The organism is Methylobacterium sp. CM6246, assembly GCF_054818005.1.
The window spans coordinates 1658947-1684202 of the sequence record NZ_JBTXKY010000001.1; the positions used below are offsets into that span (position 1 = coordinate 1658947).

At 70.4% G+C, this 25256-nt stretch carries 33 protein-coding genes; 17 read left to right on the plus strand and 16 right to left on the minus strand.

The window, feature by feature from the left end:
- Window positions 1-109: 109 nt before the first annotated feature.
- On the minus strand, window positions 110-298 hold the full coding sequence (locus ACYQPG_RS08230; RefSeq protein ID WP_147907533.1) for a con-10 family general stress protein: 189 nt from the start codon (window positions 296-298) through the stop codon (window positions 110-112).
- A 250-nt stretch (window positions 299-548) separates the two neighbouring features.
- On the opposite strand from ACYQPG_RS08230, the gene ACYQPG_RS08235 reads away from it, so the two are divergent.
- Window positions 549-755, plus strand: coding sequence for a hypothetical protein (locus tag ACYQPG_RS08235; RefSeq protein WP_147907532.1), 207 nt, complete (start codon window positions 549-551; stop codon window positions 753-755).
- An 11-nt stretch (window positions 756-766) separates the two neighbouring features.
- On the opposite strand, the gene ACYQPG_RS08240 is transcribed toward ACYQPG_RS08235, so the two are convergent.
- Window positions 767-1606: a thioredoxin domain-containing protein gene (locus tag ACYQPG_RS08240; protein WP_461230715.1), complete on the minus strand. Its 840-nt coding sequence runs from the start codon at window positions 1604-1606 to the stop codon at window positions 767-769.
- Between the two features lie 79 nt (window positions 1607-1685).
- On the opposite strand from ACYQPG_RS08240, the gene ACYQPG_RS08245 reads away from it, so the two are divergent.
- Complete coding sequence (locus ACYQPG_RS08245) at window positions 1686-2129, plus strand: cyclic nucleotide-binding domain-containing protein (RefSeq protein WP_147855109.1); 444 nt, start codon at window positions 1686-1688, stop codon at window positions 2127-2129.
- A 2-nt stretch (window positions 2130-2131) separates the two neighbouring features.
- Here ACYQPG_RS08245 and ACYQPG_RS08250 read toward each other — a convergent pair whose 3' ends face one another.
- On the minus strand, window positions 2132-2575 hold the full coding sequence (locus ACYQPG_RS08250) for a VOC family protein (RefSeq protein ID WP_147907531.1): 444 nt from the start codon (window positions 2573-2575) through the stop codon (window positions 2132-2134).
- A gap of 214 nt (window positions 2576-2789) precedes the next feature.
- Here ACYQPG_RS08250 and ACYQPG_RS08255 point away from each other — a divergent pair, with 214 nt between their 5' ends.
- Both ACYQPG_RS08255 and ACYQPG_RS08260 read left to right on the plus strand, forming a co-directional pair.
- Window positions 2790-3482 carry a L,D-transpeptidase gene (locus tag ACYQPG_RS08255; RefSeq protein WP_461230716.1) on the plus strand — a complete coding sequence of 231 codons (693 nt, stop codon included), beginning with the start codon at window positions 2790-2792 and terminating at the stop codon, window positions 3480-3482.
- A gap of 272 nt (window positions 3483-3754) precedes the next feature.
- Window positions 3755-4246: a thermonuclease family protein gene (locus ACYQPG_RS08260; protein WP_246692175.1), complete on the plus strand. Its 492-nt coding sequence runs from the start codon at window positions 3755-3757 to the stop codon at window positions 4244-4246.
- Window positions 4247-4304: 58 nt separating this feature from the next.
- Here the strand turns inward: ACYQPG_RS08260 and ACYQPG_RS08265 are convergent, their stop codons facing one another.
- Complete coding sequence (locus ACYQPG_RS08265; protein WP_147898653.1) at window positions 4305-5417, minus strand: AI-2E family transporter; 1113 nt, start codon at window positions 5415-5417, stop codon at window positions 4305-4307.
- 301 nt (window positions 5418-5718) lie between these two features.
- Between ACYQPG_RS08265 and ACYQPG_RS08270 the strand changes: the two genes are divergently transcribed.
- The 6 genes from ACYQPG_RS08270 to ACYQPG_RS08295 all read left to right on the plus strand — a co-directional run bounded on the left by ACYQPG_RS08270 (window position 5719) and on the right by ACYQPG_RS08295 (window position 9011).
- Window positions 5719-6027, plus strand: coding sequence for an acyl carrier protein (locus ACYQPG_RS08270; RefSeq protein WP_147856187.1), 309 nt, complete (start codon window positions 5719-5721; stop codon window positions 6025-6027).
- Between the two features lie 21 nt (window positions 6028-6048).
- Window positions 6049-6516 (plus strand): 3-hydroxyacyl-ACP dehydratase FabZ family protein, encoded by a 468-nt coding sequence (locus ACYQPG_RS08275; protein ID WP_147907528.1) that lies wholly within the window; start codon window positions 6049-6051, stop codon window positions 6514-6516.
- Entirely contained in the window at window positions 6513-7643 is a 1131-nt protein-coding gene (locus ACYQPG_RS08280; protein WP_461230717.1) for a beta-ketoacyl-ACP synthase, read from the plus strand. The genes ACYQPG_RS08275 and ACYQPG_RS08280 overlap by 4 nt, the downstream gene beginning before the upstream one ends.
- A 346-nt stretch (window positions 7644-7989) precedes the next feature.
- Complete coding sequence (locus ACYQPG_RS08285) at window positions 7990-8199, plus strand: cold-shock protein (RefSeq protein ID WP_007568877.1); 210 nt, start codon at window positions 7990-7992, stop codon at window positions 8197-8199.
- Window positions 8200-8308: 109 nt separating this feature from the next.
- Window positions 8309-8677 (plus strand): DUF6481 family protein, encoded by a 369-nt coding sequence (locus ACYQPG_RS08290; RefSeq protein WP_147898657.1) that lies wholly within the window; start codon window positions 8309-8311, stop codon window positions 8675-8677.
- Window positions 8678-8810: 133 nt separating this feature from the next.
- A complete protein-coding gene (locus ACYQPG_RS08295) occupies window positions 8811-9011 on the plus strand; it encodes a hypothetical protein (RefSeq protein ID WP_147907526.1) in 201 nt (66 codons plus the stop codon).
- A gap of 12 nt (window positions 9012-9023) precedes the next feature.
- Here the strand turns inward: ACYQPG_RS08295 and ACYQPG_RS08300 are convergent, their stop codons facing one another.
- A complete protein-coding gene (locus tag ACYQPG_RS08300) occupies window positions 9024-9512 on the minus strand; it encodes a GNAT family N-acetyltransferase (protein ID WP_461230718.1) in 489 nt (162 codons plus the stop codon).
- A complete protein-coding gene (locus tag ACYQPG_RS08305; RefSeq protein WP_461230719.1) occupies window positions 9509-10276 on the minus strand; it encodes an NAD kinase in 768 nt (255 codons plus the stop codon). The genes ACYQPG_RS08300 and ACYQPG_RS08305 overlap by 4 nt, the downstream gene beginning before the upstream one ends.
- Before the next feature lie 146 nt (window positions 10277-10422).
- Between ACYQPG_RS08305 and cutA the strand changes: the two genes are divergently transcribed.
- The 5 genes from cutA (at window position 10423) to ACYQPG_RS08330 (ending at window position 13052) form a co-directional block, all read left to right on the plus strand.
- A complete protein-coding gene (cutA, locus tag ACYQPG_RS08310; protein WP_147940619.1) occupies window positions 10423-10755 on the plus strand; it encodes a divalent-cation tolerance protein CutA in 333 nt (110 codons plus the stop codon).
- Between the two features lie 175 nt (window positions 10756-10930).
- The gene (locus ACYQPG_RS08315; protein ID WP_147907522.1) at window positions 10931-11422 is read left to right on the plus strand and encodes a lipocalin-like domain-containing protein; all 492 of its coding nucleotides are present in this window, start codon (window positions 10931-10933) and stop codon (window positions 11420-11422) included.
- 32 nt (window positions 11423-11454) lie between these two features.
- On the plus strand, window positions 11455-11889 hold the full coding sequence (locus ACYQPG_RS08320) for a YybH family protein (RefSeq protein WP_461230720.1): 435 nt from the start codon (window positions 11455-11457) through the stop codon (window positions 11887-11889).
- A 115-nt stretch (window positions 11890-12004) separates the two neighbouring features.
- Entirely contained in the window at window positions 12005-12226 is a 222-nt protein-coding gene (locus ACYQPG_RS08325; RefSeq protein WP_187278530.1) for a hypothetical protein, read from the plus strand.
- 217 nt (window positions 12227-12443) lie between these two features.
- Window positions 12444-13052 carry a cupin domain-containing protein gene (locus ACYQPG_RS08330; protein ID WP_419829159.1) on the plus strand — a complete coding sequence of 203 codons (609 nt, stop codon included), beginning with the start codon at window positions 12444-12446 and terminating at the stop codon, window positions 13050-13052.
- A gap of 69 nt (window positions 13053-13121) precedes the next feature.
- Here the strand turns inward: ACYQPG_RS08330 and ACYQPG_RS08335 are convergent, their stop codons facing one another.
- From ACYQPG_RS08335 to croR, 10 genes are all read right to left on the minus strand, one after another.
- Complete coding sequence (locus tag ACYQPG_RS08335) at window positions 13122-14258, minus strand: glycosyltransferase family 2 protein (protein WP_461230721.1); 1137 nt, start codon at window positions 14256-14258, stop codon at window positions 13122-13124.
- The gene (locus ACYQPG_RS08340; protein WP_461230722.1) at window positions 14255-15010 is read right to left on the minus strand and encodes a lysophospholipid acyltransferase family protein; all 756 of its coding nucleotides are present in this window, start codon (window positions 15008-15010) and stop codon (window positions 14255-14257) included. Before ACYQPG_RS08340 ends, ACYQPG_RS08335 begins: the two co-directional genes overlap by 4 nt.
- A 242-nt stretch (window positions 15011-15252) precedes the next feature.
- Window positions 15253-16782, minus strand: coding sequence for a phytoene desaturase family protein (locus ACYQPG_RS08345; protein WP_147907517.1), 1530 nt, complete (start codon window positions 16780-16782; stop codon window positions 15253-15255).
- A gap of 103 nt (window positions 16783-16885) precedes the next feature.
- Entirely contained in the window at window positions 16886-17728 is an 843-nt protein-coding gene (locus ACYQPG_RS08350; protein ID WP_147907516.1) for a type 1 glutamine amidotransferase, read from the minus strand.
- Between the two features lie 106 nt (window positions 17729-17834).
- Window positions 17835-19043 (minus strand): ABC transporter permease, encoded by a 1209-nt coding sequence (locus tag ACYQPG_RS08355; protein WP_461230723.1) that lies wholly within the window; start codon window positions 19041-19043, stop codon window positions 17835-17837.
- Window positions 19040-20020 (minus strand): ABC transporter ATP-binding protein, encoded by a 981-nt coding sequence (locus ACYQPG_RS08360; RefSeq protein WP_147907514.1) that lies wholly within the window; start codon window positions 20018-20020, stop codon window positions 19040-19042. The genes ACYQPG_RS08355 and ACYQPG_RS08360 overlap by 4 nt, the downstream gene beginning before the upstream one ends.
- A 4-nt stretch (window positions 20021-20024) precedes the next feature.
- Window positions 20025-20396: a DUF2141 domain-containing protein gene (locus tag ACYQPG_RS08365; RefSeq protein ID WP_461232437.1), complete on the minus strand. Its 372-nt coding sequence runs from the start codon at window positions 20394-20396 to the stop codon at window positions 20025-20027.
- 71 nt (window positions 20397-20467) lie between these two features.
- Entirely contained in the window at window positions 20468-22057 is a 1590-nt protein-coding gene (gene crtI / locus ACYQPG_RS08370) for a phytoene desaturase family protein (protein ID WP_147940610.1), read from the minus strand.
- Between the two features lie 115 nt (window positions 22058-22172).
- Window positions 22173-23018: a TrmH family RNA methyltransferase gene (locus ACYQPG_RS08375; protein WP_461230724.1), complete on the minus strand. Its 846-nt coding sequence runs from the start codon at window positions 23016-23018 to the stop codon at window positions 22173-22175.
- Window position 23019: 1 nt separating this feature from the next.
- A complete protein-coding gene (gene croR, locus ACYQPG_RS08380; protein ID WP_147857469.1) occupies window positions 23020-23493 on the minus strand; it encodes a 3-hydroxybutyryl-CoA dehydratase in 474 nt (157 codons plus the stop codon).
- Between the two features lie 178 nt (window positions 23494-23671).
- Here croR and ACYQPG_RS08385 point away from each other — a divergent pair, with 178 nt between their 5' ends.
- Together ACYQPG_RS08385 and ACYQPG_RS08390 are read left to right on the plus strand one after the other, a co-directional pair.
- Entirely contained in the window at window positions 23672-24292 is a 621-nt protein-coding gene (locus ACYQPG_RS08385; RefSeq protein WP_147907510.1) for a cation transporter, read from the plus strand.
- A gap of 8 nt (window positions 24293-24300) precedes the next feature.
- Complete coding sequence (locus ACYQPG_RS08390) at window positions 24301-25155, plus strand: metallophosphoesterase (protein ID WP_461230726.1); 855 nt, start codon at window positions 24301-24303, stop codon at window positions 25153-25155.
- The last annotated feature ends 101 nt before the right edge of the window (window positions 25156-25256 follow it).

The window sequence follows — 25256 nt, forward strand, 5'->3', positions numbered from 1 at the left end:
TCTGGGCCGCAGTGTGAGTTCCCGCGATGACGTGAGCCGGTCGGTCAAAAAAAGACGGCGCCGGTCCAGGGGACGCGGCGCCGTTACGCGACTCGTTCGGTCCGGTGCGTCACTCGGCGCGGCCGGTCCCCGTGGACTGCCCACCCTTGCGACCGGCCGTCGAGGCCAGTTCGCGGTCCTGCGAGAAGGAGCGCTTCTCGGCCGGCACGCTGCGTCCGCCCTTGCTGGCGATCTCGCGCTGCCGCGACAGGTCCATCGAGGCAAAGCCCCGCTTCGAGGTTGAATTTCCGGATGCCATCAGTTCCTCCTCAGGCTTCGCTTCACCCCGCAACAACCTTCAGCAATAACCAAGGTTCCTGTCATGAGACGTGGCCAAGTTTGGCAAAGCTAAGCTTGGCGGCAACCGCGGGCTGAGTGCGGCGTTGGTCCCCGGTTGATCTGCGCGTTTCTCCGCAGGCGCCCGCTGCCGAACGGCCCAAGGCCGGCCTACTCTCGCGCGGCCGCGCCCGGATCCCGCGATGCAGGCTCATGAAGAGAGGTTTCCGCCAGTGACGAACCGCAACATGGTCAAGGACGCGGCCGGATCCGAGCCGGCCGTGAAGCCGAATACGCCGCCGCTCCCGCCGATGCCGGCCCCTGAGGATTCGCCCACGCCGACCACCCGCGAGGAGCCGATCGATTCGCCGCACCTCAACGCCAGCCTGAAGCGTGAGGCGCCGGCACCGGGCGAGCAGGGGCTTTCGACGAAGCGCTGAGGCGCCGCCCGTCAGCCGGGCCCCGCCCGCGTCCTGCGAGACAGGCCGAACACCAGCAGGCCGATCCCCAGGATCGTGGCGAGGCCGGCCACGGTCAGGATGCGCTGGACCAGCGGCGTGTAGAGGCCGCGTGCGGCATCGTAGCCGTAGCACAGCAGCGCCAGACGGTCGGCCAGGCCGCCGACCCGCCCCTCGCCGGCCTCCGTCAGGGCGAGCCGGAGGTCCCGGCCGGTCAGCGCCAGGGGCGAGAGCACCCGCGCCACCCGGCCGTCGCCGGTCAGCAGCATCGCGGCGGCGGGATGGGCGAAGCTGTCGGTCCCGGGATCGTAAACGGCCGTGTAACCCAGTGCTCCGGTCAGCCGGACGAGGGCGGCATCGGTGACGAGCAAGGGCGTGACGCCGGCCCCACGCGGTCCGAGCGTCTCGTCCAGCATGCGACGCGCGGCCGCGGCGTCGTCGCGGGGATCGATCCCGACGAGCACCCACGCGTACTGGTCCGCGGGGAGGCCGGTGGCGGCCAGCGCGTCGGCGGCCATGGACAGCATCGGGTCGCAGACGTTCCCGCAGGTGTAATCCACCGGCAGCAGGAGGGTGGCGCGCCCGCCCAGCGCCTCTCCCAGCGTTGTGGTGCGCCCGGTCCGCGCGTCCGTCACCGGCACGGAGAGCGGCGCCTGGGCGCCGGGCGCAGGGGCAGCCGCCACCCGGGCGAGGTCCGCCTGAACCAGGCGCGCCTGGGCGGTCCCGGGATTCGCCAGGCCAGCGCATGCAATCGTCAGTAGGCTGACGATCAGGTACTGAACCGTGCGGATTGCGTCGGGCCTGGGACTGGACAAGGGCTTGATGAACCGCATGGATATGTCGTCGGCCGGTCCGGCCCTCTCAGTACCACCCATGCCCGCGAGGGCGTGACACCCGTCGCGGAGCCAGTGCATGACCCTCGACACCGAGGTTTCCTCCCTGCGGCAGGTGCCGCTGTTCCGCGAGGTGGAGCCGGCGCGCCTGAAGCTTCTGGCCTTCACCAGCGAGCGCGTGCATTTCGAGCCGGGCCAACGCTTCTTCGCTCGGGGCGACGTGGCCGATGCCGCCTACGTGATCCTCATGGGCAGCGCCGAGGTGAGCATCGACGGGCCGGCCGGCCCGGTCCGGCTGGCGCTGCTCGGGCAGGACGCCCTGGTCGGCGAGATGGGCATCCTGGCCGACCAGCCCCGCTCCGCCACGGTGACGGCGGAGACGGCGGTGACGGCGTTGCGGATCGACCGCGGCGTGTTCCTGGAGCTGCTGGCGCAGTTTCCCCAGATCAGCATCGCGCTGATGCGGGTGCTGGCGCTGCGGCTGGAGCAGACCAACCAGGCGCTCGCTGAGAGTCGGGGCTGACCTCACGCGGTCGGATAGGTGATGAATTCCAGGAGCGAGCCGTCCGGGTCGCGGAAGTAGACGCTGAGGCCGAGGCCTGCCGCGCCGTGACGCTCGACCGGGCCCAGCTCCACCGGCACGCCAGCCGCCTCGAGATGCGCCATCGCGGCCTCGATCGTGCCCGACCAGCGGAAGCACAGATCGCTGTTCCCCGGGAGCACGGGTTGCGCCGCCACCGGCTCCGCCTTCACGCCCGGCCCGTGGCAATTGAGCTGCACGCCGCCGAACCGGTAGGCGAAGCCGCTCCCGCGCTCGATCACCTCGGCGCCGACCACGTCGCGGTAGAAGGCGTTGGACCGCGACCAGTCGGTGACGTGGATCACGCAATGGTCGAGGTGGATGGCCGGGCGCAGAAGGTCCCCGGGGACGACCGCCGCGTCGGTCGCAAGCGTCTCGGTCTCGGCCATGTCGTGCCTCCGCGGATGCCGGATCTCAGGGGCGCCGTCGTCGCCCAGGAACCGGCAGCGACCGTTTGAAGGCCGTACCGGTCCGCGATCTTCCACGCCGAATTAGGGCGCAACCATGGCCGTGGCAGTGGGCGCTCGCGCGTCCGTGCGGCGCAAAAGCTACATCGTCGCAGACGGGGAGACGGTAGGCATAGCGCCCTGGACCGTATCCCGCATGTCAGGACCCATGATCGCATCCCACCTGTCGGCCTGGAGCCGAATTCGCCGGCTCCTGCTCTCGCGAATTCTGCTCGCCGTGGTGGCGATCGCGCCGCTGGCTGCCTGCCAGACCCGCCCGTCCCAGCTCGCACAGGACGATGAATCGGCCTGGTACATCGGGACGAAGGCCGACAAGCCGTTCGACATCCCGCTGGTCGACACCGCCCGCCTCGATCCGAAGTACCGCCGCCAGCAGGTGAGCTACAACGGTCCGGAGAAGCCCGGCACGATCCTGGTCGACATCGACCAGCGCCAGCTCCTCCTGGTCCAGGCCGACGGCACCGCGATGCAGTACGGCGTCGGCGTCGGCAAGGCCGGCTTCTCCTGGAAGGGTGAGGCGCGCGTCGGCCGCAAGGGCGTCTGGCCGGATTGGAGCCCGACCGTCACGATGGTCTCGCTCAACCCCGACCTGCCCCGCACCCGCAAGGGCGGCGTCGACAACCCGCTGGGCGCCCGGGCCCTGTACCTCTACCAGGGCAACCGCGACATCCTGTTCCGGATCCACGGAACCAACGAGCCCTGGAGCATCGGCGAGCAGATGTCGTCGGGCTGCGTCCGGATGCTCAACGAGGACATCGCCGACCTCTACGAGCGCGTCCCGGTCGGCACCCGGGTCCTGGTCAAGCGGAGCGGCAAGTACCGGACTTGACGTTCGGTTCGCCGGATTCCGGTCCCATACCGTCGCGGATGTCGGTGGATCGCCGGCTCGATGCCCGTCCCTGCGCGTGAAATGTGGAAGCTGAGGGGCAACGCTTTCGCAATCTCTTCGCGTAACGGTCGGTCGAGCGCGCTCCGCGGGACGCCCGGGTCTTCCCAAAGCGCATGGCTGAGCCAGCAAAAGCGCCACAATGGCCGGCGATTCCGGGCCCTTCGAGAAATCCTTGCCGGTCGTTCGTGGACAGCTTTCCAATGACAAGATCGATGCTCGCCCTCTTGCTCCTCTGTTCCCCCGCCGCCGCGGCCGGAACGATCAGCGGACCGGCGACGGTGATCGACGGCGACACGATCGAGGTGCACGGCACCCGCATCAACCTCTACGGGATCGACGCGCCGGAGACGGCGCAGAGCTGCCAGACCGTCACCGGCCGGGAATACCGCTGCGGTCGCGACGCCGCCCTGGCGCTGACCGCCCATATCGGCAGCGGCGTCGTCACCTGCGAGCGCCGCGACGGTACGCCCGTCAGCGGCATTGCGGGCGTCTGCCGCGCGCATGGCGAGGACCTCTCGGCCTGGATGGTCGCCCAGGGCCATGCCTTGGCCAGCCGCCAGGTCACGGTGGCCTACACCCCGCAGGAGGGCCACGCCTGGGCGACGCGGCGCGGCCTCTGGGCCGGGACCTTCGAGAAGCCCGCCGATTGGCGCCAGGACCGGCGTCGCATGGAAGCCTCGGCCGGTGCGAGCGCGGCTGATTAGGGCATCGTCCCGAACGGCGCCCGCACGCCTTCGAGACACGGCGACGCCCTAGACGCGATCACGCCGTCTTGTCGTGGCCCTCGGTGAATTCCCGCCAGAGCAGGACCAGCGCCGCCATGACGGCCGGGCCGACGAACAGGCCAAGCAGCCCGAAAGTCTCGACGCCACCCAGGATCCCGAGCAGCACCCACAGGAACGGCAGCTTCGTGGTGCCCCCGATCAGCGCCGGCCGAACGAAGTGGTCGGCCGCGAACGTGACCACGAATCCGGCCACGGCCACGACGACCGCGGCCTTCATCGAACCCGCCGCCACCAAGAGGAGCGCCGCGATCGCGATGGCGAGCGCCGCGCCGAACGGGATCATGGCGGCCACCGCCGTGAAGGCCCCGAGCAGCACCGGGTGCGGTACCCCGGCGAAGTAGTAGACCACCCCGAGGATGAAGCCCTCGCCGAGTCCGACCAGAACGAGGCCGTCGACGGTCCCGTGCACCGAAGCCACCATCTGCCGGGCGACGCGCTCGCCCCGGGGGCCGAACAGCCGGTCGCAGGCGGAGCGGGCCTGCTCGGTGATCGTGCGCCAGTCGCGGAACAGGAAGAACAAGGCGACCAGGCTGAAACCGAACAGCACGATCCGGTGCACCACCTCGCGTCCGAAGTTCCGTGAGGCGCCGACCACCGAGTGGTTGTCGAACCGGTGCAGCAGGTCGGATCCCGCCTGGGCGTGCCCGAGATTGTCGTTCCACCACGCGGTCGCCTGTGCGGCGCCGTAGGGCAGGTGCTGCAGGAATTCGGGGGCCGGGATGCCGCTCGCCTCGGCGTTGCGCACGAACTCGGCGACGTCGTGGGCCTCGCGTGCCGCCTGAACCCCCAGGATCGCCAGGGGCGCGAGGAACACCAGGGCCACCGCGGTGGTCATCAGGGTCGGCAGCAGCAGATTGTGCCGGCCCGGTGGGAAGCGGCGCTCCAGGCGGGCGTAGAGCGGCCACAGCGCGATCGCCAGCACCACCGCCCAGGCCAGCGCCGGCAGGAACCCGTGCAGGATCCAGAGCCCGAGCGCCGAGAGCGCCAGCACCAGCACGACCCGGGCCGCGCCCTGGGAGCGCGCCCGCTCCGGCGGCGGTGGGGGGCCGGGATGGGCCGGAGCCGTGACGGGCTGGACCGTGGGTAACATCCGTCTCGTCTCCTGACGCCGCGCAACCGATGCTGCGCACATAGGCCGAATTCGTCGCGGCGCAGGGGGCGTCCGCGCACACGATCCGGTGCACGACCCCGAACCAGCGCTGCAACGCACCGGGAACCGCCGCGGTTGCCGCCCCTGACCCCCTCGTGTAGAGGTCGCGGCCGTCCGACGGGCCCGTAGCGGGCCCCGTACGCGTATTGGTGGCCGCGCGGGGCGTGAGCGCCGGGTCGCCCGGCGTCGAGGGGGGCTCCCCGCCCGACCGATCCGGAAACCGAACAGCCCGCGAGAAGACATGTCCGACGAGCCCGCCCACGGCAGCGCCACCTTCCAGCGCGTGGCCGACATCATAGCCGAGACCGCCGACATCCCCCGGGACAGGATCACCCCGGAGAGCCACGCCATCGACGACCTCGGCATCGACAGCCTGGCGTTCCTCGACATCGCCTTCGCGGTGGACAAGGCTTTCGGGATCAAGCTGCCGCTCGAGCGCTGGACCCAGGAAGTCAACGAGGGCAAGGTCCCGGCCGAGCAGTATTTCGTCCTCAAGAACCTGTGCGCGCGCATCGACGGCCTGGTGGCCGAGAAGGCCGCCAAGGTCTGACGCGCCAGAGCCCGACGCCCCATGCGCCTCGAATATTTCGAGATGATCGATTCCGTCCGGCACCTCGATCGGGCCGCCGGCCGGATCGAGGCGCTGGCTCGGGTTCCGATGGAAAGCCCTGTCTTCGAGGGACACTTCCCCGGCCATCCGCTGGTCCCCGGGGTGCTGCTGACCGAGACCATGGCGCAGGCCTCCGGCTACCTCGTGCTCGCCCATCTCGATTTCACCCGGATGCCGTTCCTCACCGGCGTGGACAAGGCCCGGTTCCGGTCCTTCGTCGGGCCTGGCGCGGACCTGATCGTGACCGCGACGCTGGAGCATGACGGCTCGGGCTACGCCGTGACGAAGGCGGCGATCAGCCATGCCGGGACGGCGCTGTGCGACGCCGAACTGCGCTTCCGCACCATGCCGTTCCCGGATGGGCTCGACGTGCCGATGCGCGCGCGGGCCCAGGCAATCGGCCTGTTCGCGGACCCGGCGCAGCCATGAGCCGTCCGGTCGTCGTCACCGGCCTCGGCCTCGTCTCCTGCGCGGGCGAAGGGATCGACGCGCATCTCGCGGCCCTCGATGCCGGCGCGGCGCCCCGGACCGACACCGAGACGTTCGCCCCCTATTGCGTACATCCGGCACCGCCGATCACCTGGGACCAGCAGATCCCAAAGCGCAGCGACCAGCGGCAGATGGAGGCGTGGCAGCGTCTGGGTGTCTACGCCGCCGGCCTCGCCCTGGATTCCGCGGGCGTGAAGGACGATGCCGTCCTCAAGCAGGCGCTCCATCTCGTCGTCGCGGCGGGCGGGGGCGAGCGCGACTACGCCGTCGATGGCGCGATCCTGACGGGTCTGCGCGATGCCGCCGATCCGGGCGCCTATCTCAATGAGCGGCTGCAGAACGACCTGCGGCCGACGCTGTTCCTCGCCCAGCTCTCGAACCTGCTCGCCGGCAACATCGCCATCGTGCACGGGGTCACGGGGGCCTCGCGGACCTTCATGGGGGAGGAGGCGGCCGGCGTGGATGCGCTGCGGATCGCGCAGGCGCGAATCGCTTCGGGGCAGATCGACGCGATCCTGGTCGGCGGCTCCTACAGCGCGGAACGGCCGGACGTGCTCGTGGTCCATGAGATGGGCGGCTACCTCGCCCGCGCACCGTACCGTCCGGTTTTCGAGCGGGCTGCGTCGGCGTCCGGCTTCATCCTGGGGAGCTGCGCAGCCTTCCTGATGCTGGAATCGGAAGCACACGCGGCTGCTCGCGGGGCTCGGGCGCTCGCCCGGGTGGACCGTGTCGCGAGCGACCGCACGCGGCGCGTCCCCGGCAGCGTCGCCGCCAGCCTCGAAGCGCTCTGGCTGCAGGCCGGCCTCTCGGCCCCGGACCGCGTCCTGTCCGGAGCCTCGGGCGTCACCGTGATCACCGAGGAGGAGCGGGACGTGCTCACGCGGCTCGTGCCGGGTGCCGATATCCGGGCGCTCGGCGACGTGATCGGGCACGGTCTCGAGGTCGTCGCCCCGCTCGGGGCGGCTCTCGCGGCGGGTCTCGTCGCGGCAGGGTCGGCCCGCGAGGTGGCGGTAACGACGGTGGGCCATCGCCGTGGCGAAGGGGTCCTGCGCCTGCATACGGCCTGATCAGCCTGCGGAAACGGTCCGAAGTGCCTGGACGCCGGGCCACGCGGCCCTTCGACAGCGGCCGCCATCTGCCTGGAGGCGTGCATCTTCCAGCCGTCTCTCGGTTCACTGCCGGTCGAAACGAAGCCGGCCTCGTCGATCCTGATCCGCGCGGAAATAGTTCGGCGGACTTGCCAATGCGCGGGTGAGGGTCTATCTCAGCCGCATCGGCACGTGTCCGGATATCTTGGACCGTTACGTCTTCGCAGGGCGGTTCTGACTTTCCTATCGCTATCGGTCGATACCGGCATTTGCTTTTACGAGCGGATGCCATTTCTCACTACGCCTGCGAAGATCGAGGAATTCCATGAGCACCGGAACCGTCAAGTGGTTCAACGAGACCAAGGGCTACGGCTTCATCCAGCCGGATGACGGCGGCAAGGACGTGTTCGTTCACGTCTCGGCTGTCGAGCGCGCCGGCCTGCGTGGCCTGAACGAGGGCCAGAAGGTCTCTTACGAGCTGGAAACCGACCGCCGCAGCGGCAAGGAGTCGGCCGGCCAGCTTCAGACGGTCTGATCGCCGCTAGACGGCCCGTGTTGAAGCCGCTCCCGAGGGAGCGGCTTCTTCGTATCTGCATTCGATCCCGGGGTGACGGCGGCCCGCCGCGCCCAACTCAGGAGTGTCTGTGAGCTTTCCGAACAAGCAAGGCGTCGTCGATCGACTGGAGGCCGCTGCCAAGGCGCGGTCCGAGATGCTGGCCCGGTTCCGGGCTCGCCCGACTGCCGATGATCCGGCCGTCCTCGCCCGCCAGTCCGCGCGCCGCGCCGTGGTTGATGCCCGCGAGGCCCGCGCGTCCGAGCGCGCCGCCCAGCGCGAGGCAGACCTCGCGCGTGCCGCCGCCCAGGCCGAGGCCGAGCGTCAGGCCGAGGCCGAGCGCAAGGCTGCCGAGCAGCTCGCCGCCCAGGAGCGTGCCAAGGCCCTCCAGGCCGAGCAGAAGCTCCAGCGCGATGCACGCTACCTTGCCCGCAAGGCCAAGGCGGCCAAGAAGCGGTAAGGTCTCAACGCCGAAGCAGTTGCCGATCCGGCACGCGGGCGCGTGAGCATCAAGACATTGGGGACCGGTCCGATCGCGATGCGGTCGGCCGCCCTCGAGCGCCCCGTTCGAGACCCCGCCTCAGGAGCTTGGCATGACCCACAAATTCAAGATCGGCCAGCGCGTCTGCCGGGTGCAGCTTGGGCTACCGGGCGACAAGGGCGGCGGCGAGGTGTTCGAGATCCTTCGTCTCATGCCCGAGGATCAGACCGGCGAGCGTTCCTACCGGATCCGTACGGAAGCCGGCGAGCGGGCGATTCGCGAGAGCGAGCTGGTGGCTGTCTCGCGTCTCTGATCGGCTCGTCGTTCAAAGCTTGCGATACATCACCAGTGCGTCGACCAGGCCGAGACCCGGATGCCGGAATGCGTCCGGAAGTCGGCCGACGATGTCGAACCCGAGGCTCTGCCACAGTGCAACGGCCCGCAGGTTCGTCGAAATCACGAAGTTGAATTGCATTGCCGCGAAACCGCGCTCGCGCGCCCGATCGAGGGCGTGCAGGCCCATCGCCCTGCCGATGCCGAGACCGGTTGCAGCCGGGTCGGTCATGAAGCCGCAATTGGCGACATGGGCCCCGCCGCCCGCCTGATTGGCGCGCAGGTAATAGGTGCCGCGCACCGCCCCGTCCCGTTCGGCGACGAAAGTTTCGCGATCCGCGCCGGTCCAATAGGCGACGGCCTCGACCTCGCCGAGCCGAGGATCGAGCGCGTAGGTCTCACCCGCCCGTACCGTCGGCACGATGATCCGGGCGATCGCCCCGTGGTCCGAGGCGCGCGCCGGTCTGATCTCCGGGCTCAACCGAACTGCTCGCGCAGGATGCGCTCGTCGAGGCTGTGCCCGGGATCGTGCAGCAGCACGAGCTCTGTGGCGCGGTCCAGCGAGGTCTCTACCGTGCAGACGCGCCGGAACTCGGTGTGGTCGGCAACTGCGGCCACCGGGCGGTGTGGGGCGTCGAGAACGTCGATCCGGATCTTCGCGTAATCCGGCAGCAGGGCGCCGCGCCAGCGCCGGGGGCGGAACGCCGAGATCGGGGTCAGCGCCAGGAGCTTGGCGTCGAGCGGCAGGATCGGGCCGCCGACCGAGAGATTGTAGGCGGTCGAGCCGGCCGCGGTTGCGACCAGCACGCCGTCGGCGATCAGCAGGTCCAGCCGCACATGCCCGTCCACGGCGATCTTCAGCTTGGCCGTCTGGTGCGTCTGGCGCAGCAGATAGACCTCGTTGATCGCCCGGGCCCGGTGGCTGCGGCCCTCCGTGTCGGTCACGTCCATCACCAGCGGGTGGATCACGCTGCGCTGGGCGGCTTCCAGGTGCTCCAGGAGATCGTCATCCCGGAACTCGTTCATCAGGAAGCCGACCGTCCCGCGGTTCATCCCGTAGATCGGTTTCGGCCGATCCATGAAACGGTGCAGCACCTGCAGCATGAGCCCGTCGCCGCCGAGCGCGACCACGACATCCGCTTCCTCGGGAGAGACGTGATCGTAGCGCCGCATCAGGGCGGCGGCGGCCTCGCGGGCATACCCGGTGGGGCTCGCGACGAAAGAGATCTTCTTGGATGTCGGCATGGCGTCAGGCGATGCCGGGCAGGCGCGTCGAGGTCGCGTCGGGGGTCACGTCACGGCTCCAGTCTGATGAGCGAACCGCCCGGTTGACGTCGGTGCCCCGCATGCGTCTGACTCCTCGGGCACATGCGCGATCCTGGAGGCATAGCATGGAGCGTCCGCTCCTCGTCTACACCACCTTTCCCGACGCCGCCTCAGCGCTGAATATCGGCGAGGCCCTGGTCCGCGAGCGCCTCATCGCCTGCATCAACGTCCTGCCCGGGATGTTGTCGGTCTACAGCTGGAAGGGCGCGGTGGAACGGGGTGAAGAGGTCGCGGCGATCCTCAAGAGCCGTGAGGGCCTGGCCGATGTCCTGTCGGCCGCCCTGAAGGCGCGTCATCCCTACGAGACGCCGATCATCCTGCATTGGCCGATCGCGGGCGCCGATGCCGACACCGCCGCCTGGATCCTGTCCGAGACCGGAGCCGAAGGCACAGAGTAAGCTGGGCCGCCGCACCCGCACCAGGTCTCACGGCGAAGTATCCAGACATTCGCTGAATGCTGGTGCTCGGTGTCTGCAATATTTGTGCAATCAGAATTGACTTCCTAATCATTCAATGCTGCATTCGAAGGGAGGCGTGCCGCGTATGCGCCTCCACGACTTGCGGTGATTCGCGATGAGGGGATTGTTTGCAATCCTAGCGATCGGCGTCGGCCTGCCGGACGCGCATGCCCTGGAGGCCGACGAGGTGGTCGGAACCTGGCGGCTCGTCACCGCCACGCGCAAGATCGTCGAGACCGGAGAAGTCGTGGACGCCTATGGCGGCCCGAAGCCGAATGGCTGGATCACCTACGGCCGCGATGGACGGATGATGGTGGTCTGCGCCTTCGAAGGGCGCAACAGGCCCGCCGCCAACGAGGCGATGTCCGATGCGGATCGGGTCCACCTGCACAGGACGTTCTTCGCCTATGCGGGGACGTACCGTTTCGAGGCCGACCGCGTCACCCATAGCATTGATACGTCGTGGAACGAGGCCTGGACGGGGACCTCGCAGGTCCGGCAGGTCGAGCAACGGGGGCGGCAACTCGTCTACACAACCACGCCGTTCAAATTCAACGTCGACGGGAGGCTGAGCATCATCACGCTGGTTTGGGAGAAAGTTCCCTGATTTCCTGTTCGCAGCAGTCTTGGGAGGACATCATGCCACGCAATTACGTTCTGCCGGCCCTGGTTTTCGCTGCCGCCGCGATCCTGCCCGGCTTGTGCCTGGCGGATGCGCTGGAGGCCGATGCCCAGAGCGCGGCGACCAAGTGGGACGAAGCCTACAACCGCCACGACATGGAGACGCTGGGCAAGCTCTACGCGCCCGACGCCCTCGTGGTCACGAAGGGCGCAACCCAGACCCGCGACGGCATCCAGAAATTCTTCTCCGGCCTGAAGGCGAAGGGCTGGGACGACCACAAGACGACGGTGAAGAACGCGGTCGCGAAGGACAACCTGCTCATTGTTTCAGGACGCTGGGAGATGACCGGTCCGGTGGAAGGCGGCCCCAAGAAGAAGTTCGAGGGTAACTGGGTGAACGTCCTCGAACGGCAGAAGGATGGTTGGCGGACGGTGCTGCACACTTGGAACTGAGCGGCGCCTCAACCACCCTGGTCGGCCAAACCGAGGCGCGGCACCACGGCGTTCCGGTCTCGACACGCCAGCCAGCCAGCCGGAGCGCGATCGGCCGGTCCGGCGCCTCGTTGCGGTGATTGGCGATGATCGCGCCGGCCTCCAGGTTCAGGTTCGCGCCCAGGATACTGTCGCCGACGACGTTGAACTGTGCGGCGGCCGCCCCGGCGAACAGGAAGGCGGATTTCAGCTCCGCGCCTGGGCCGACGATGCTCTCCGCTTCCAGCCAGCAGCCCGCGCGCAGATCGGCGTCGGCCGCCACGAGGCAGCCCGGCCCGACGATGCCATGCGCCGATGACAGGGTTGCGGCTCAGGATCTGAGTTCGATGTTCCACGAAAAAATCAAGATGTATCACGAATCACTTGAGGATAAACTTCATATTCAAGCTGATATCTTGGGATTGAATTGGACGGTCTGCATATAGTACCGGCCCTTTGATTTGGTCTCTCCGATGGCCGCGACTATAGGGCGCGTGGCGTCGTCTTCGGCGCCGCGAACTCGGGACGTCGAGACCATGAAGGCATTCAAGACCGCCGGCCGCATCGCGATGGTGCTGCTGGCTTCCGGTGCGGGTGGGACGGCCGTGCTGGCGGCTGGCGGCAAGCCGAGCGAGCCGCTGATGACCATCGAGGCGGCCCCGTCGGGCCCGGCCGGGCTGACGGCGGCCAATCCGCCGGCGCTCCGCTACGGCACCCTCTACGCCGACGCCAAGGGCCAGAGCCACGTCCAGTATTGCGACCTCAAGAACTTCATCTTCAAGAGCTACGCGCCGCCCGCCGCGCCTCAGTATGTCGGCTTCCCGCCGGGCGAGGTTGCGTCGGTCAAGTACGCGATCCTGCCGGTCGGCTACGTCGGCACCTGGCACACCGCCCCCGGCCCGCAATGGGTGATCACCCTGTCGGGGCGCTGGTCGGTGGAGGCGACGGACGGGTCCGTGCTGGAGCAGGGGCCCGGTGAGGTGGAGTTCAACGCCGATACCGGATCCACCCCCCAGGGACCGGAGGGTCATGTCGGGCACCTGACCCGGCAGGTCGGCGACGTGCCGAACGTCCAGCTGATCGTGTCGCTGAAGCCTCGGAAGGGGAAGCGCTCGGTCGAGCCGTGCCAGCCGACCGCGCGGTGATCGTCGGGCTGACCTGACCGCCGACGGATGCGATCCGGCGGACACGCGCCGCCGGATCGTCAAAGCCATTCAGGCGCCGCTGACCGGGTAGGTGCGGCCCTTCCAGGTGGCGGCGCCGGCCCGGCCGCCCCGCAGCAGCACGTTCCACTGGATCGCCAGCGCCACCAGCACGGCCGCCGGGTGCAGCGGGATCGTCGCCAGCGGTGCCCGCACCGCCAGGGTGATCGCCGCCCGGGTTCCGAGCGACAGCGCACAGGCCGCGGCGGCCGCCGTCAGGGCCAGCGGCGGGATCAGCTCGAGCAGCCCGGCCAGCACCAAGAGCGGCGGCAGGATCTGGCCGCAGCCCAGGAGCAGGGTCCAGACCGGCAGGGCCCGGGGCGTGGCCATGCCCTCATGCGCGTTCTTCGAGAACCCGGCCCAGGCCTCCCCGAAGCCCCGATACATCCGACAGGTCGCGAGACCGGCGCCGGCCACGAGGTCGGTGCGGTAGCCGGCCGCGCGCAGGAGCCGGGGCAGGCGCACGCCGTCATGCAGGAAACCGCGGATCGCGCCGTGGCCGCCGATCGCCGCATAGGCCGCGCGCTCGAACAGGATGAGCTGCCCGCAGGCCGCGCCCAGGGCGGGATCCGGGCGGCGGCGCATCAACGGCACCGGCAGGAAGCCGATGAGCAGGAAGTCGATCATCGGAACGGTGAGCATCTCGCCCAGCGTCTCTGTGCGCTGCCGGGGAACGCCGCTGACCAGTGCCGCGCCGGCACGTCGTGCCTGGGCGACGAGCGACGCGGCGGCCTCGGGCTCCAGGCGGACATCCGCGTCGATGAACAGGAGGTGGCGGCCGTCGGCGAGCCCGGCGATTTGGGCGCAGGCGTGGTTCTTGCCGGTCCAGCCCTCGGGCAGCGGCGGCACCGGGACGACGCGCAGGCGCGCATCGCCGAGGCCGCGCACGATCTCGGCGGTCCCGTCCGTGGAATGGTCGTCGCCGACGATCACCTCGACGGGCACGGCAATGCTGGCGAGGGCGGCCTGCACAGTCCCGGCGATGTTGCCGGCCTCGTTGCGTGCCGGGATCAGGATCGAGACCAGGTCGCGGTCGGCCACCGGGGCGGGCCGGCGCAGGGCGAACAGGTTCACCGCCGTCAGGACTGCCGGTAGGGCAGCCGTGAACAGGCAGACGACGGCCAGCGCCGTGAGGATCGGGTCGATCATCGCCCGGGCTCCCCGTCGCGGGCCCGGTGGGCCGGATCGAAGCGGCGCCCGGCGAGCCGCGCGGCGAGGCGCCGCCAGAGATCGTAGACGCCGCCGACGCCCTTGCGGCCCGCGACCAGGGCCCGGAAGCGTTCCGGCTCGCGGCTGATCACGTCGCTGCTGAGCCGGTCGAGGGTCGCGGTCAGGTCGGCTTCCAGGCGGGCGAGCCGGTCCGTCCGCGACAGGGCCGCCAACTCCGCGCCCGAGATCCCCGGCCCGAAGGCCGCGAAGGCCTCTGCCCCGCGCTCATCCCAGAAGGCGTATTCGAGGGCGAGCGGCACGAACAGCGCGTTAGGGGCCATCTCGGCCAGCCGGGCCACCCCCGGGCGCAGGCCCAGGGGCCGGACGCGGGTATCGACGAAGCGCCCTTGCGCGGTGATCCAGAGGGCCGTGCCGGATCGCGTCAGGATCGCCCGCGCGGCGGCCAGGAACTGTGCGGCGCCCCGGGGACTGTCGAGGTCGACCCCGAAGGCCCCGATCCGCTCGAACACCCGGTAGCGCGCCAGCATGGCGGCGTCGAACGGCGCCCGGTTCTCGCGACCCGGGTACAGCCGGCCGGACAAGACGATGATCACCGCCGCATCCCACCAGGCAGGGTGGTTGGAATAGATCACCAGCGGGCCAGGATGGTCCTGGTCCGGTGGCAGGCTCCAGTGCGGCAGGCGTAGCGCGTCGAAGTGTCGGTGCAGGTAACGCGCGAACCACGCCTCCATGAAGCGGCGGATCGGGGGTGAGACCGGGCGCAGGGGCGCGGGCGGCGGACGGCGCCGCTGTTTCCCTCCCCCCTCTGCGGGGGAGGGTGGCCCGCGAAGCGGGTCGGGAGAGGGGAGCGAGGCTTCTGGAAAAGTCGCGACAATCGCCTCATCCCGTACCGTCGCGCTGCCCCTCTCCCGACCCTCGCTAACGCGAGGGCCGCCCTCCCCCGCAGAGGGGGGAGGGGAGGGTAGAGTGGACCTCACGCCGAGGCGCGCAGCGTTCCGCGCGCGTCCTGGTCATGCGCGTCGGCGGCGATCCAGCCCGACATCATCACCATCGGCATGCCCGGCCCCGGATGGGCGGCGCCGCCAGCGAGGTAGAGGCCGCGCACCTGTCGGGAGCGGTTGCCGGGCTTGAACGCCCCCATTACCCGGCCGTGCGAGGCCAGGCCGTAGATCGCGCCGTTGAGCACCCGGTAGCGCTCGTGGATGTCCTGCGGGGTCAGGTGGCGCTCGACGACGATGCGCTCCTCCAGGTCGGGCATTCCGGCGGTGCGCTTGAGCTTGTCCAGGATGGTCCGCCGGTAGTTCTGGAACAGGGGGCCGTCGGGACGCCAATCGTGGTGCGGGCGCAGGTAGGGCGTGTGCACCAGGACGTAGAGGGCCTCGCCGCCTTCCGGCGCGACGCTCGGGTCGGTGGAGGAGGGGGCTGCGAGGTAGGCAGTGGGGTCCGGGGCCGGCTCGCCCTTGTTGTAGATGAAGTCGAACTCCTCCTCGGGGTCGCGGGAGAAGACGAAGTCGTGGTGGTTCAGGTGCTCGTAGCGCTTGTTCAGGCCGAGATAGAGCACCACGCCCGAGCAGGCCGGCTCGGGGTTCTTCTTCTCGTAGGCCCTGCCGGCGGCGCCACCCACCAGCTCGCGGTAGGTGCGGACCGAATCCATGTTCGAGATCACGGCGTCGAAGGGCGTGACACCCTCCTGGGTGCGAATGCCGCGGACAGCACCGTTGGCGGTCTCGATCCCGGTGACCTCAGTGTCGGTCTTGCAGGTGGCCCCGAGCTCCTGCGCGAGCTTGGCCAGGCCCTCGGCCACCGCGCGGGTGCCGCCCATCGGGTACCAGACCCCGTCCGCCGTCTGCATGTGGGCGATGGCGCAGAGCACCGCGGGGGCGCCGTAGGGCGAGGAGCCGACGTATTGCACGAAGTGGTCGAGCATCTGCGCGAGGCGCGCATCCTTGACCTTGCCGCGGATCGTCGAGGCGACCGAGGCGTGCATCCGCAGGGACAGCACGTCGCGCAGGGTGCCGGGGTTCATGTTGGCCCGGATGTTGATCGTGTCGAACAGATCCTCGACCGGCTTCCAGAAGAAGAATTTTTCGGACACGCCGTGGAGATGTTCGGAAATGGAAAGAAACTTCTTGTAGCCGTCGCCGCTGCCCGGGGCGAAGCGATCCATGTCGCCGGCCATCCGCTCGATATCCTGCATCAGATCGATGCGGGAGCCGTCGTCGAAGAAGCAGCGCCATTGCGGGTCGAGGCGGCGCAGGTCCATGTAATCGTGGACCGAGCGGCCGGCCTCGGTGAAGATCCGTTCCAGCACCCGCGGCACCGTCAGGATGGTCGGGCCCATGTCGAAGCGGAAGCCGCCTTCGTGCAGCACCGCCGCCTTGCCACCGAGCCAGCCGTTCTTGTCGTAGACCGTGACGCGGTGGCCGCGCGCCGCAGCCACGCACGCGGCCGCGAGTCCGCCGAGCCCGCTGCCGATCACGGCGACCGTCGAATCCTGACTCATCCTGATAGGTTGCTCCCCGGGCCCGTCAGAGCGCTGCCCGCATTGCGAAGCTAGACGCGAGACCTCGTGGGTCAACGCGCCACCCGGTCGCGGTACTGGCCGGTCAGGCCTTGTTTGTGGACAGCTGGGCCAGGAAGTTACCGATCTCGCGACGGCGCAGGGGTGCGTCGAGCACCTCCGGGCCGAGGCCGTGGCGCCAGGCGAGGCGCCGCGCGGCCTCGAAATCCTCGCCCTGAAGGCCCGCGATTTCGTCGGCATAGGCCGCCACCGCGTCCGGATCCGCGGCGAAGCCGGCCTCGACGATCGCGGTATCGCAGAGGCGCAGCATCGCGGCGACCTCCTCGAGGTCGAGTTCGGGGTGGTACTGCGTGCCCCAGAACCAGCCGGCCCCGTGCCGGATCTCGATGGCCTGGACGCCCAGCACCCGGTTGCCGGCCAGAACCCGCGCACCCGGGGGCGGCTCCAGCACCGCGTCCGAGTGGATCGCGGGCGCGTCCCAGACCGCCGGACGGCCGGCCAGCAGCGGGTGGGTCCGGCCTTCCTGGGTCGGGGTGATCGCCCGGGCGAAGCCGTATTCCGGCCCACGCGGATTCTCGGCCGCGTGCCCGCCGGCCACGGTCGCGGCGACCTGCACGCCCCAGCAGGATCCGAACACCGCGAGCCCCGCCTCCAGGGCAGCCCGCATCAGATCGAGCTGGCGAGTCACCGCCGGCGTGCCCTCAGAGACCTTCAGGGTCGAGCCGGTGAAGATCAGCCCGTCGAAGTCCGACAGGTCCTGCGGCAGGTCCGCGTCAGCATCGGCCGGGTTGAGAAATCGACACGCCGTCTCGGGGGCGAAGTCGTGAACCACCACGGCGTAGGACTCGGCCGAGGTCCGGCCCGTCGCCGCGACATGCCGCTCGCGGGCGGCCCGATCGTTGCCGTCGGCGATGAGCAGGCGGAGCATGGCGTTCTCACTTTGTACGGGTGCGGACCCTGCCCGAACGGCCACGCCTTGTCCGGGGACGGCTGGTCGCAGGCGCCGCGCGGATCGTCGCGGCGCGGTGGTCCGATCAGACCGTCCGCCGTGCCACCAGGCCGAGCGCCAGGCCCAGCCCGCATAGGGTCAGCGCCAGCAGCACCGCGAAGGCCGGGGCGGCGGAGCCGAAGCCCTCGCCCAGCGCGTTCTGATAGGCCTCGATCGCCCAGGCGTTCGGGGTGAGCCAGCCGGCCTGTTGCAGCCACGGCGGCATCAGGAAGCGCGGCACCATCGAGCCGCCGACGGCGGAGAGCAGCAGTACCCCGAAGGTCGAGGCGAGGTGGGCCTGCTGGCGGGACGCGGCCAGCGCGCAGGCGGCGAGCGCCAGGCCCGCGGCCATGGCCGAGACCAGCAGGCAGGCGGTGAGGAAGGCCGTCCAGTGTGGGCCGATCTCGACGCCGTAGAGCAGCCCGGCGGCCAGGAAGATCAGCCCGGCCTGGACCATGCCCTGCAGCGTCAGAAATCCGAACTTGCCGAGCACCACCACCGGCAGGCCACCGGGTCCGGCCATCAGGCGCTCCGCGATACCGGTTTCCCGCTCCTCGACCAGGGAGAGCGCCCCCTGCATGGCGGCAAACAGCAGGAACACCGCGGTGATCGCGCCGGCGTAATAGCTGACCCGGGCATTGGCGGTGCCGGCGGCGGTGCTCCGGCGCTCGACCAGCGAGGCGAAGCTGAACGGCTCCTTCCTGGCGCGCTGCTCGGCGAAAGCCTCGTCGAGGAAGCGTCGCTCGTCCGGGCCGATCTTTCCGGTGCGCTCCACGTCGGCGACGATGCGCGAGAGCACGACGTCGGGCAGCGCCTCGTTCAGCACGCGCTGCAGCTGGCCCAGCGCGATGGGGGTGGCGAGCGCCTTTGCGGGGTTCTCGACCAGCACCACGGGCTGGTCCGCGGGGCCGGGCGGGGCATCCGCCGGGGTCGCGATCAGGTCGCCGCGGAGCACCAGGGCCACGTCGACCGCGCCGGATCGCACCGCCCGGGTCACCTCCGCCAGATCGGTTGCGGGCAGGCGGGTGACCCGCAGGGACGGGTCGGCCACCAGGGCGTCCGCGAGGCGCTGCGTGGCTGCTGTCCGGGCGATGTCGGCGAGCCCGAGATGGATGCGGATCCGGTCACCGATCGCCCCGGAGAAGATCGCCGCGAAGATCGAGAAGATCACGGTGGGCAGCACGAAGGCCATCACCAGCGCGGCGCGGTCGCGCAGGAGGCTCAACGCCATCACCCGGAACGCGGCGCCGATCATCCGGCGGCCCCCGCCCGGCGCGGCTCGGAGGCCGCGCGGTCCGCGACGTCCCGGGGCCGGATCGCATCGAGATACAGCGCCTCCAGCCGCGGGGCGCGGACCCGCACCTCGGCCACAGGAACCCCCTGCGCGCGTAGCGCCCCGAGCAGGGCGGCGCCGTCGAGGCCGGAGCGCTCGACCGAGCGCCAGACCAGGCCGTCCGGCTCGGCGGGCACGAACCCGCCGCGGCGCAGCACGGTCTCCGCGACCGCATCCGCCGGGAGGGCGAGGCTCAGCTCCCGTTCCGGCGCGCCGACCCGCAGCTGCGCCAGCAGGTCGGCGAGGCGCCCGGCGCGCACGATCCGACCCTGCGCCAGGAACGCGACCCGGGAGGCGAGGCGCTCGGCCTCGGCGAAATCGTGGGTGGCGATCAGGATCGCGGTACCGGCGGCCTTCAGCCGGTCCAGAACCGCGTGGATCGCCGCCCGGGCGGCGAGGTCGACGCCGCTCGTCGGCTCATCGAGCAGCACGAGGCTGGGCCGGTTCATCAGGCTCGCCGCGATGTTGACCCGGCGCCGGTAGCCGCCGGACAGCACCCCGACCGGGCGATGCGCGACGTCGGCGATGTCGGCCATCTCAAGGGCGGCCGCGACGGCCCCGCGCCGGTCGCGGCGGGGGACGCCCGCGAGCTGGCCGAAGACGCCGAGGTTCTCGGCGACCGTGAGGCGCGGGTAGAGGGCGATCTCCTGGGGAACCCAGCCGATGCTCCGGCGGGCGCTGCCCGCCCGGAACGGATCCGCGCCGGCCACCCGTACGGTCCCGGCGCTGGGCGCGAGGCGGCCCGCCACGAGACGCATCAGCGAGGACTTGCCGGCTCCGTTCGGCCCCAGCAGCGCCAGGGTCTCGGCCGCGTCGAGGTCGAGATCGACCTGTTCCAGCACCCGCCGTCCGCGCAGGTCGAGGCCGACGCCTGTGATCCTTACGAGGTTGCCGTCCACCCCGTCACCGCCGCGGCAGGGCGCGGGCGAGCCGGACCCTTATGGCGGCGCCGGGCTCCTGGAGTGCGAAAGCCGCATCGGAGAAGTCCGGCCGCCCCCGGCGCGCGACGGCGCCGGAGAAGCCGTAGGGCTCGAGCGGGAGGCCGAGCCCGGTCCGGTCGAGCCGGCCGTCGCCGTTGCCGTCCTGGAAGGCCGCCACCGCGTAGGTGCCCGGAGCCAGGTCCCGGAAGGCGAACAGCGCCCGGCCCCCGGCGACCGACGCTTCGTCGCCCCGGGTACAGAACGATTCGGACAACCCACCCTGACAAAGGGCCACCCGGACCGGGCCGCCGCCGGGCTCGATGCCGTCGACCTCCACCTGCAGGGTCGCGGCCATCGCAGCCGAGCCGGACAGCAGAGCGAGGGCGCACAGACCCGCCGTCAGCGTCACCCGGCCCGGCGCGCCGATCACGAGGCCTCGCCGGAGGTCGCCAGCGGCGCCGTGTCGGGGATGCCGGCCTGGGCGGCAGCGCGGGCCCCGGCCAACTCCTCGATCAGCAGACGCGCGGTGATGCGGGCGCCCTCGTAGATCACCGGCAGGCCGGAGCCTGGGTGGGTGCCGCCGCCGACGATGTAGAGCCCCGGCCCGAAGCGGTTGTGCGGCCGGAAATACAGCATCTGCATCAGGTCGTGGGCGAGGTTGAAGGTGGCGCCCTCGTGGACTGCGAAATCCTCTTCCCACTGGGTCGGGTCGATCACCCGCTCGTAGCGGATGCGGGATTCGATGTCTTCGAGACCCAGCCGCTTCAGGCGCTCCAGGATCAGGGCACGGTAGCTCTCCCGGGTCGCCGCCCAGTCGATCCCGGCCTTGAGGTTCGGCACCGGCACCAGGACGTAGAGGGCGGTGTGCCCCGCCGGCGCCATGCCGCCGTCGGTGTAGCCGGCATGCTGGACGTAGAGGGAGGGCTGCATCGGCAGCGTCCCCTCGGTGATCTCCCGGATGTTGCGCTCATAGCCGTCGGCCAGGAGGATCGTGTGGTGCCCCAGACTGTCCGGCACTTTCCCCTCGATGCCGAGATACAGCATGAAGGTTGAGCAGGAGAGCCGGGCCTTGTGGATCTTGGCGTCCCGCCAGCGCGGGCGGTGCCGCTCCGGGACGAGGGCACGCACCACCTTGGCGAAGTCGCCGTTGATCAGCACCGCGTCGGCGTTGAAGGTCTCGCCGTCCACCACCACGCCGCTGGCGCGCTTGCCGTCGAACACCACCCGCTCGACGTTGGCATTGAGCCGGAGGTCCACGCCCATGCGTCCGGCAAGGCCGGCCATCGCCTCGGAGACCGCACCGCAGCCGCCGACCGGGTGGTAGACCCCGTGCTCGTATTCGAGGAACGACAGGATCGTGAACAGGCTCGGGCAGCGGAACGGCGACATGCCGAGGTATTTGGTCTGGAACGAGAAGGCGAGGCGCACCCGCGGATCTGCGAAATAACGCTTCAGGTCGCGATCGACGCTGCGGCCGGGATGCAGGTGCGGCAGGGCGGCCAGCATCGCCGGGCTCACCATGCTGCGCAGGGTATGGAAGGCCTGCTGGAGGATCGGCTTGAAATATTCGAGCTTCGTCCGATTCTCGCTGAAGAAGGTTTTGACGTTCTTCGCATCGTCGGGCGCCAGGCGGGCGATCTCCGTCTCCATCCGGGCGATGTCGCCGGTGGCGCGGATCGTACCCGTGATCCCGTCCTCACCCTCGAACACGAGATGATACTGCGGATCGAGTCGCTCGAGCTTGACGTGGTCCTCGAGCCGCTCGCCGCAACTCGTGAAGATGTCCGCGAGAATCTGAGGATAGAGGAAGAAGGTCGGCCCGATATCGAACTTGTAGCCGCCCGGTGCGGTTACGGTCTTCGTGCGGCCGCCGACCTGCGCGTCCTTCTCGAACAACGTCACGTGGATCCCGGCACGTGCCAGGAGCAGGGCCGAGGCCAAGCCGCCGGGACCGGCGCCGACCACGGCCACGCGGCGTCCGGTCAGCGCTCGCAAACCATCCCCAGACTGAAGCAACGCCGACGACTCCCCTCGCAACCCCCGAACCTTATCGGCCAAGCTAGCCTCGCAACGCCCAACGGCAATTGCAGCCCTTTGTCGCGCGTTCGGAGCCGGACGCAAAGGGACGGCGCTAACCGGTTGTGACGAGCCGTCCTTGGCCGCGGGCGATCGCCTGGAGGGCGAGGCCCGCCGCGGTGGCGACGTTGAGCGAATCGAAGCCCGGGGCCATCGGGATCCGCACCGGGCGGGCCCGTCCGAGCGTGGCTACGTCGAGGCCTGGTCCCTCGGTCCCGAGGATCAGCAGAACGCGCGTGGGTGCGGGGATGGCGTCGAGCGATTCGGTCGCCCCCGGGCTGAGCGCCAGGGCTTCGAGGTCGAGGGCCTGGGCGAGCGCCAGCCAGTCCTGCCCGGGGGCGAGCCGCGCGAAGGGCTGGATTAGCGCAGCGCCGGCCGAGACCCGGATGCTCTTGCGGTAGAGCGGATCGCAGCTGGCGGCATCGAGCAGCACCGCGTCGGCCCCGAAGGCAGCGGCATTCCGGAAGGCGGCGCCGACATTGTCGTGGTTGGTGAGGCCCGCGAGCCCGAGCACCAGCGCCGGGGCGGGGGCCGGCGGCACGAGGTCGGCGGGGGCGGGCTCCGAGGCGCGCAGGCCCACCGCCAGCACGCCGCGATGGATTGGGAAGCCGGTCACCGTGCTCATCACCGCCTTGGCGGCGAGATAGACCGGCGGCCTGTCCGAGCAGGCGGCCACGTCCGGGGCGAGGCCCGGCCAGCGCTCCGGGAAGAGCAGGATCGATTCCGCCCGGAAGCGGGTCCGCGGGCCGAGCAGCAGCCGCAGGGTGACCTCGCCCTCGGCGATGAAGCGCCGGGAGCGGCCTACGAGGTCGCGCTCCCGCATCTTCGTGTAGGGTTCGAGGCGCGGGTCGTCCGGGTCCGCGATGGTCTCCGCGGCGACCGTCTCCCCGGCCCCGCCCATGTCAGCTCTGCTTGCGCTCGGCGCGGACGGCCAGCGGGTCTGCCTCGGCCTTGGTCGGCACCTTCACCAGCGCCTCGCCGTCGAGCACGGTCTCCCCGGCCACCGAGCAGCGGCAGGCGAGGCGGGCCCGGCGACGCTCCGGCATCAGCTCGGCGACCGTGACGGTGACGTCGACGATGTCGCCGATGCGCACCGGCGCCCGGAAGTTGAGGGTCTGCGAGATGTAGACCGCCCCCGGCCCCGGCAGGCGGGTTCCGAGCACCGCCGAGATCAACCCGGCTGTGTACAGGCCGTGAGCGATGCGGGTGCCGAACGGCGTGCGGGCGGCGAAGTGCTCGGACAGGTGGATCGGGTTGCGGTCGCCGGTGATCTCGGCGAATCCGACGACGTCGGAGGACGCGATGGTCTTCGAGAGGGTTTCCGACAACCCGACCTCGAGATCCTCGAAATAGAGCACGCGCAATTCGGGCAGCATGGCTCGGCAGACCTCCGGTTCCGGCCGGTCGCAACTCTGGCGCGGCCGGCTCAACAAGACCGCGTCGCACGATCGCGCCGCCGAATCCACCCGGACGACGGCGCAGGATCCTTGAACTTTCTTGAGGCGCGGCCAGGGTTTTCTCAACAGCGGCTCGACAGGCGCCCCGCACTCGGCGATGACGCGTCCCGTGACCGCTGAACCCGCCGCCCGTCCCGAGCCGCCCGCCCTGCGCCCGGTCGTCGCCCGCGTGGCGGCGCTCAACCTCGGCTATTTCGGCATCGAGATCGCGGTGGCGCTCGCCATCGGATCCGTGGCGCTCATCGCCGACAGCCTCGATTTCCTCGAAGACGCGGCGATCAACCTGCTGATCTTCGCCGGCCTGTCCTGGAGCGCGCGCAACCGTGCGCGCCTCGGCACCGCGATGGCGTTCATCCTGCTCGTGCCGGCCCTGGCGACCGCCTACGCCGCCTATGAAAAGTTTGCCGACTTCGTTCCTCCGGCGGCCCTGCCGCTGACGCTGACCGGCCTCGGCGCGCTCGCGGTGAACCTCACCTGCGCGCTGATGCTCGCCCGGCACCGGTCCGGCTCGGGCAGCCTGACCCGCGCGGCGTATCTCTCGGCCCGCAACGACGCCTACGCCAACCTGGCGATCATCGCGGCCGGGCTGGTCACCGCCCTCCATCCGAGCCCCTGGCCGGACCTCGTCGCGGCGGCCGGCATCGCGGTCCTCAACGCCGATTCCGCCGCCGACATCTTCCGGGCCGCCGCGGCCGAGCGTCGGGCCGCTGCGAAATAGGCACCCTCATGCGCATCTTCCCCATCTCCGATCTCCATCTGGAGCGGCGGCGGCTCGACCTGATCGCGCTGCCCAAGGAGCCGTTCGACCTGCTCGCCTGCCCGGGGGACCTCTACGAGGGGCATCCCGAGCGGGGGCTGGCGGCTCTGATCCACCTGGCGCAGGGCAAACCGATCATCCTGGTGCCGGGCAACCACGAGCGTTACGCGCCGACCGGCGACCCGCGCACCGCGCCGGAGCTCCTGGCCGATCTGGAGGCGGAGGTCGCCCGGGTGAACGCCCTCGGCGCGCGCATCCACCTGCTTCAGGGCGCCGAGGCTTGCGTGATCGACGGCGTGCGCTTCCTTGGCACGACCCTGTGGAGCGACTGGCGCCTCGCCGGCCGCTGGCTCGCCGCGGACGCACCCGGGCGCCCGGATGATCCGCTCGCCTTCGCGGCCGCGCGCATGACCGATCCGGTGACGGGCTCCCGCGAATATCTCGGATCGATCCGCAGGGCCGATGGCGCAGCCTGGCAGCCCTCCGACGCCATGGCGGCGCACACGCAGGAGCGGGCCGCCCTGCACGCCGCGCTCGCCCGGCCGCACGATGGCCCGACCGTGGTGGTCACCCATCACCCGGCGAGTCCCCTGGCGGCGGACCGGTACCGGGACCAGCCCGGCGTACCGTGGTGGGTGCCGGCCTTCTACGCCAGCACCGCACTCGACGATCTCCCCGATGCCGCCCGGCCGGAGGCGTGGATCTCCGGCCATTTCCACGCGGGGCATGACATGCGGATCGGCTGCTGCCGCTGGGTTTCCAATCCGGTCGAAGGGCAAAGCTACCGGGCGGATTTCTCCGTGACGGTGGGGACGGCGGACTAGCGTGACCGCGACAGCGGAAAACGGTCGCGGCTCACTTAGTCCCGGCCTCATGGCCGCGCATATCGAGTGCGTGTCGTTCCGCACGGCTTGGCCGTAGAGCC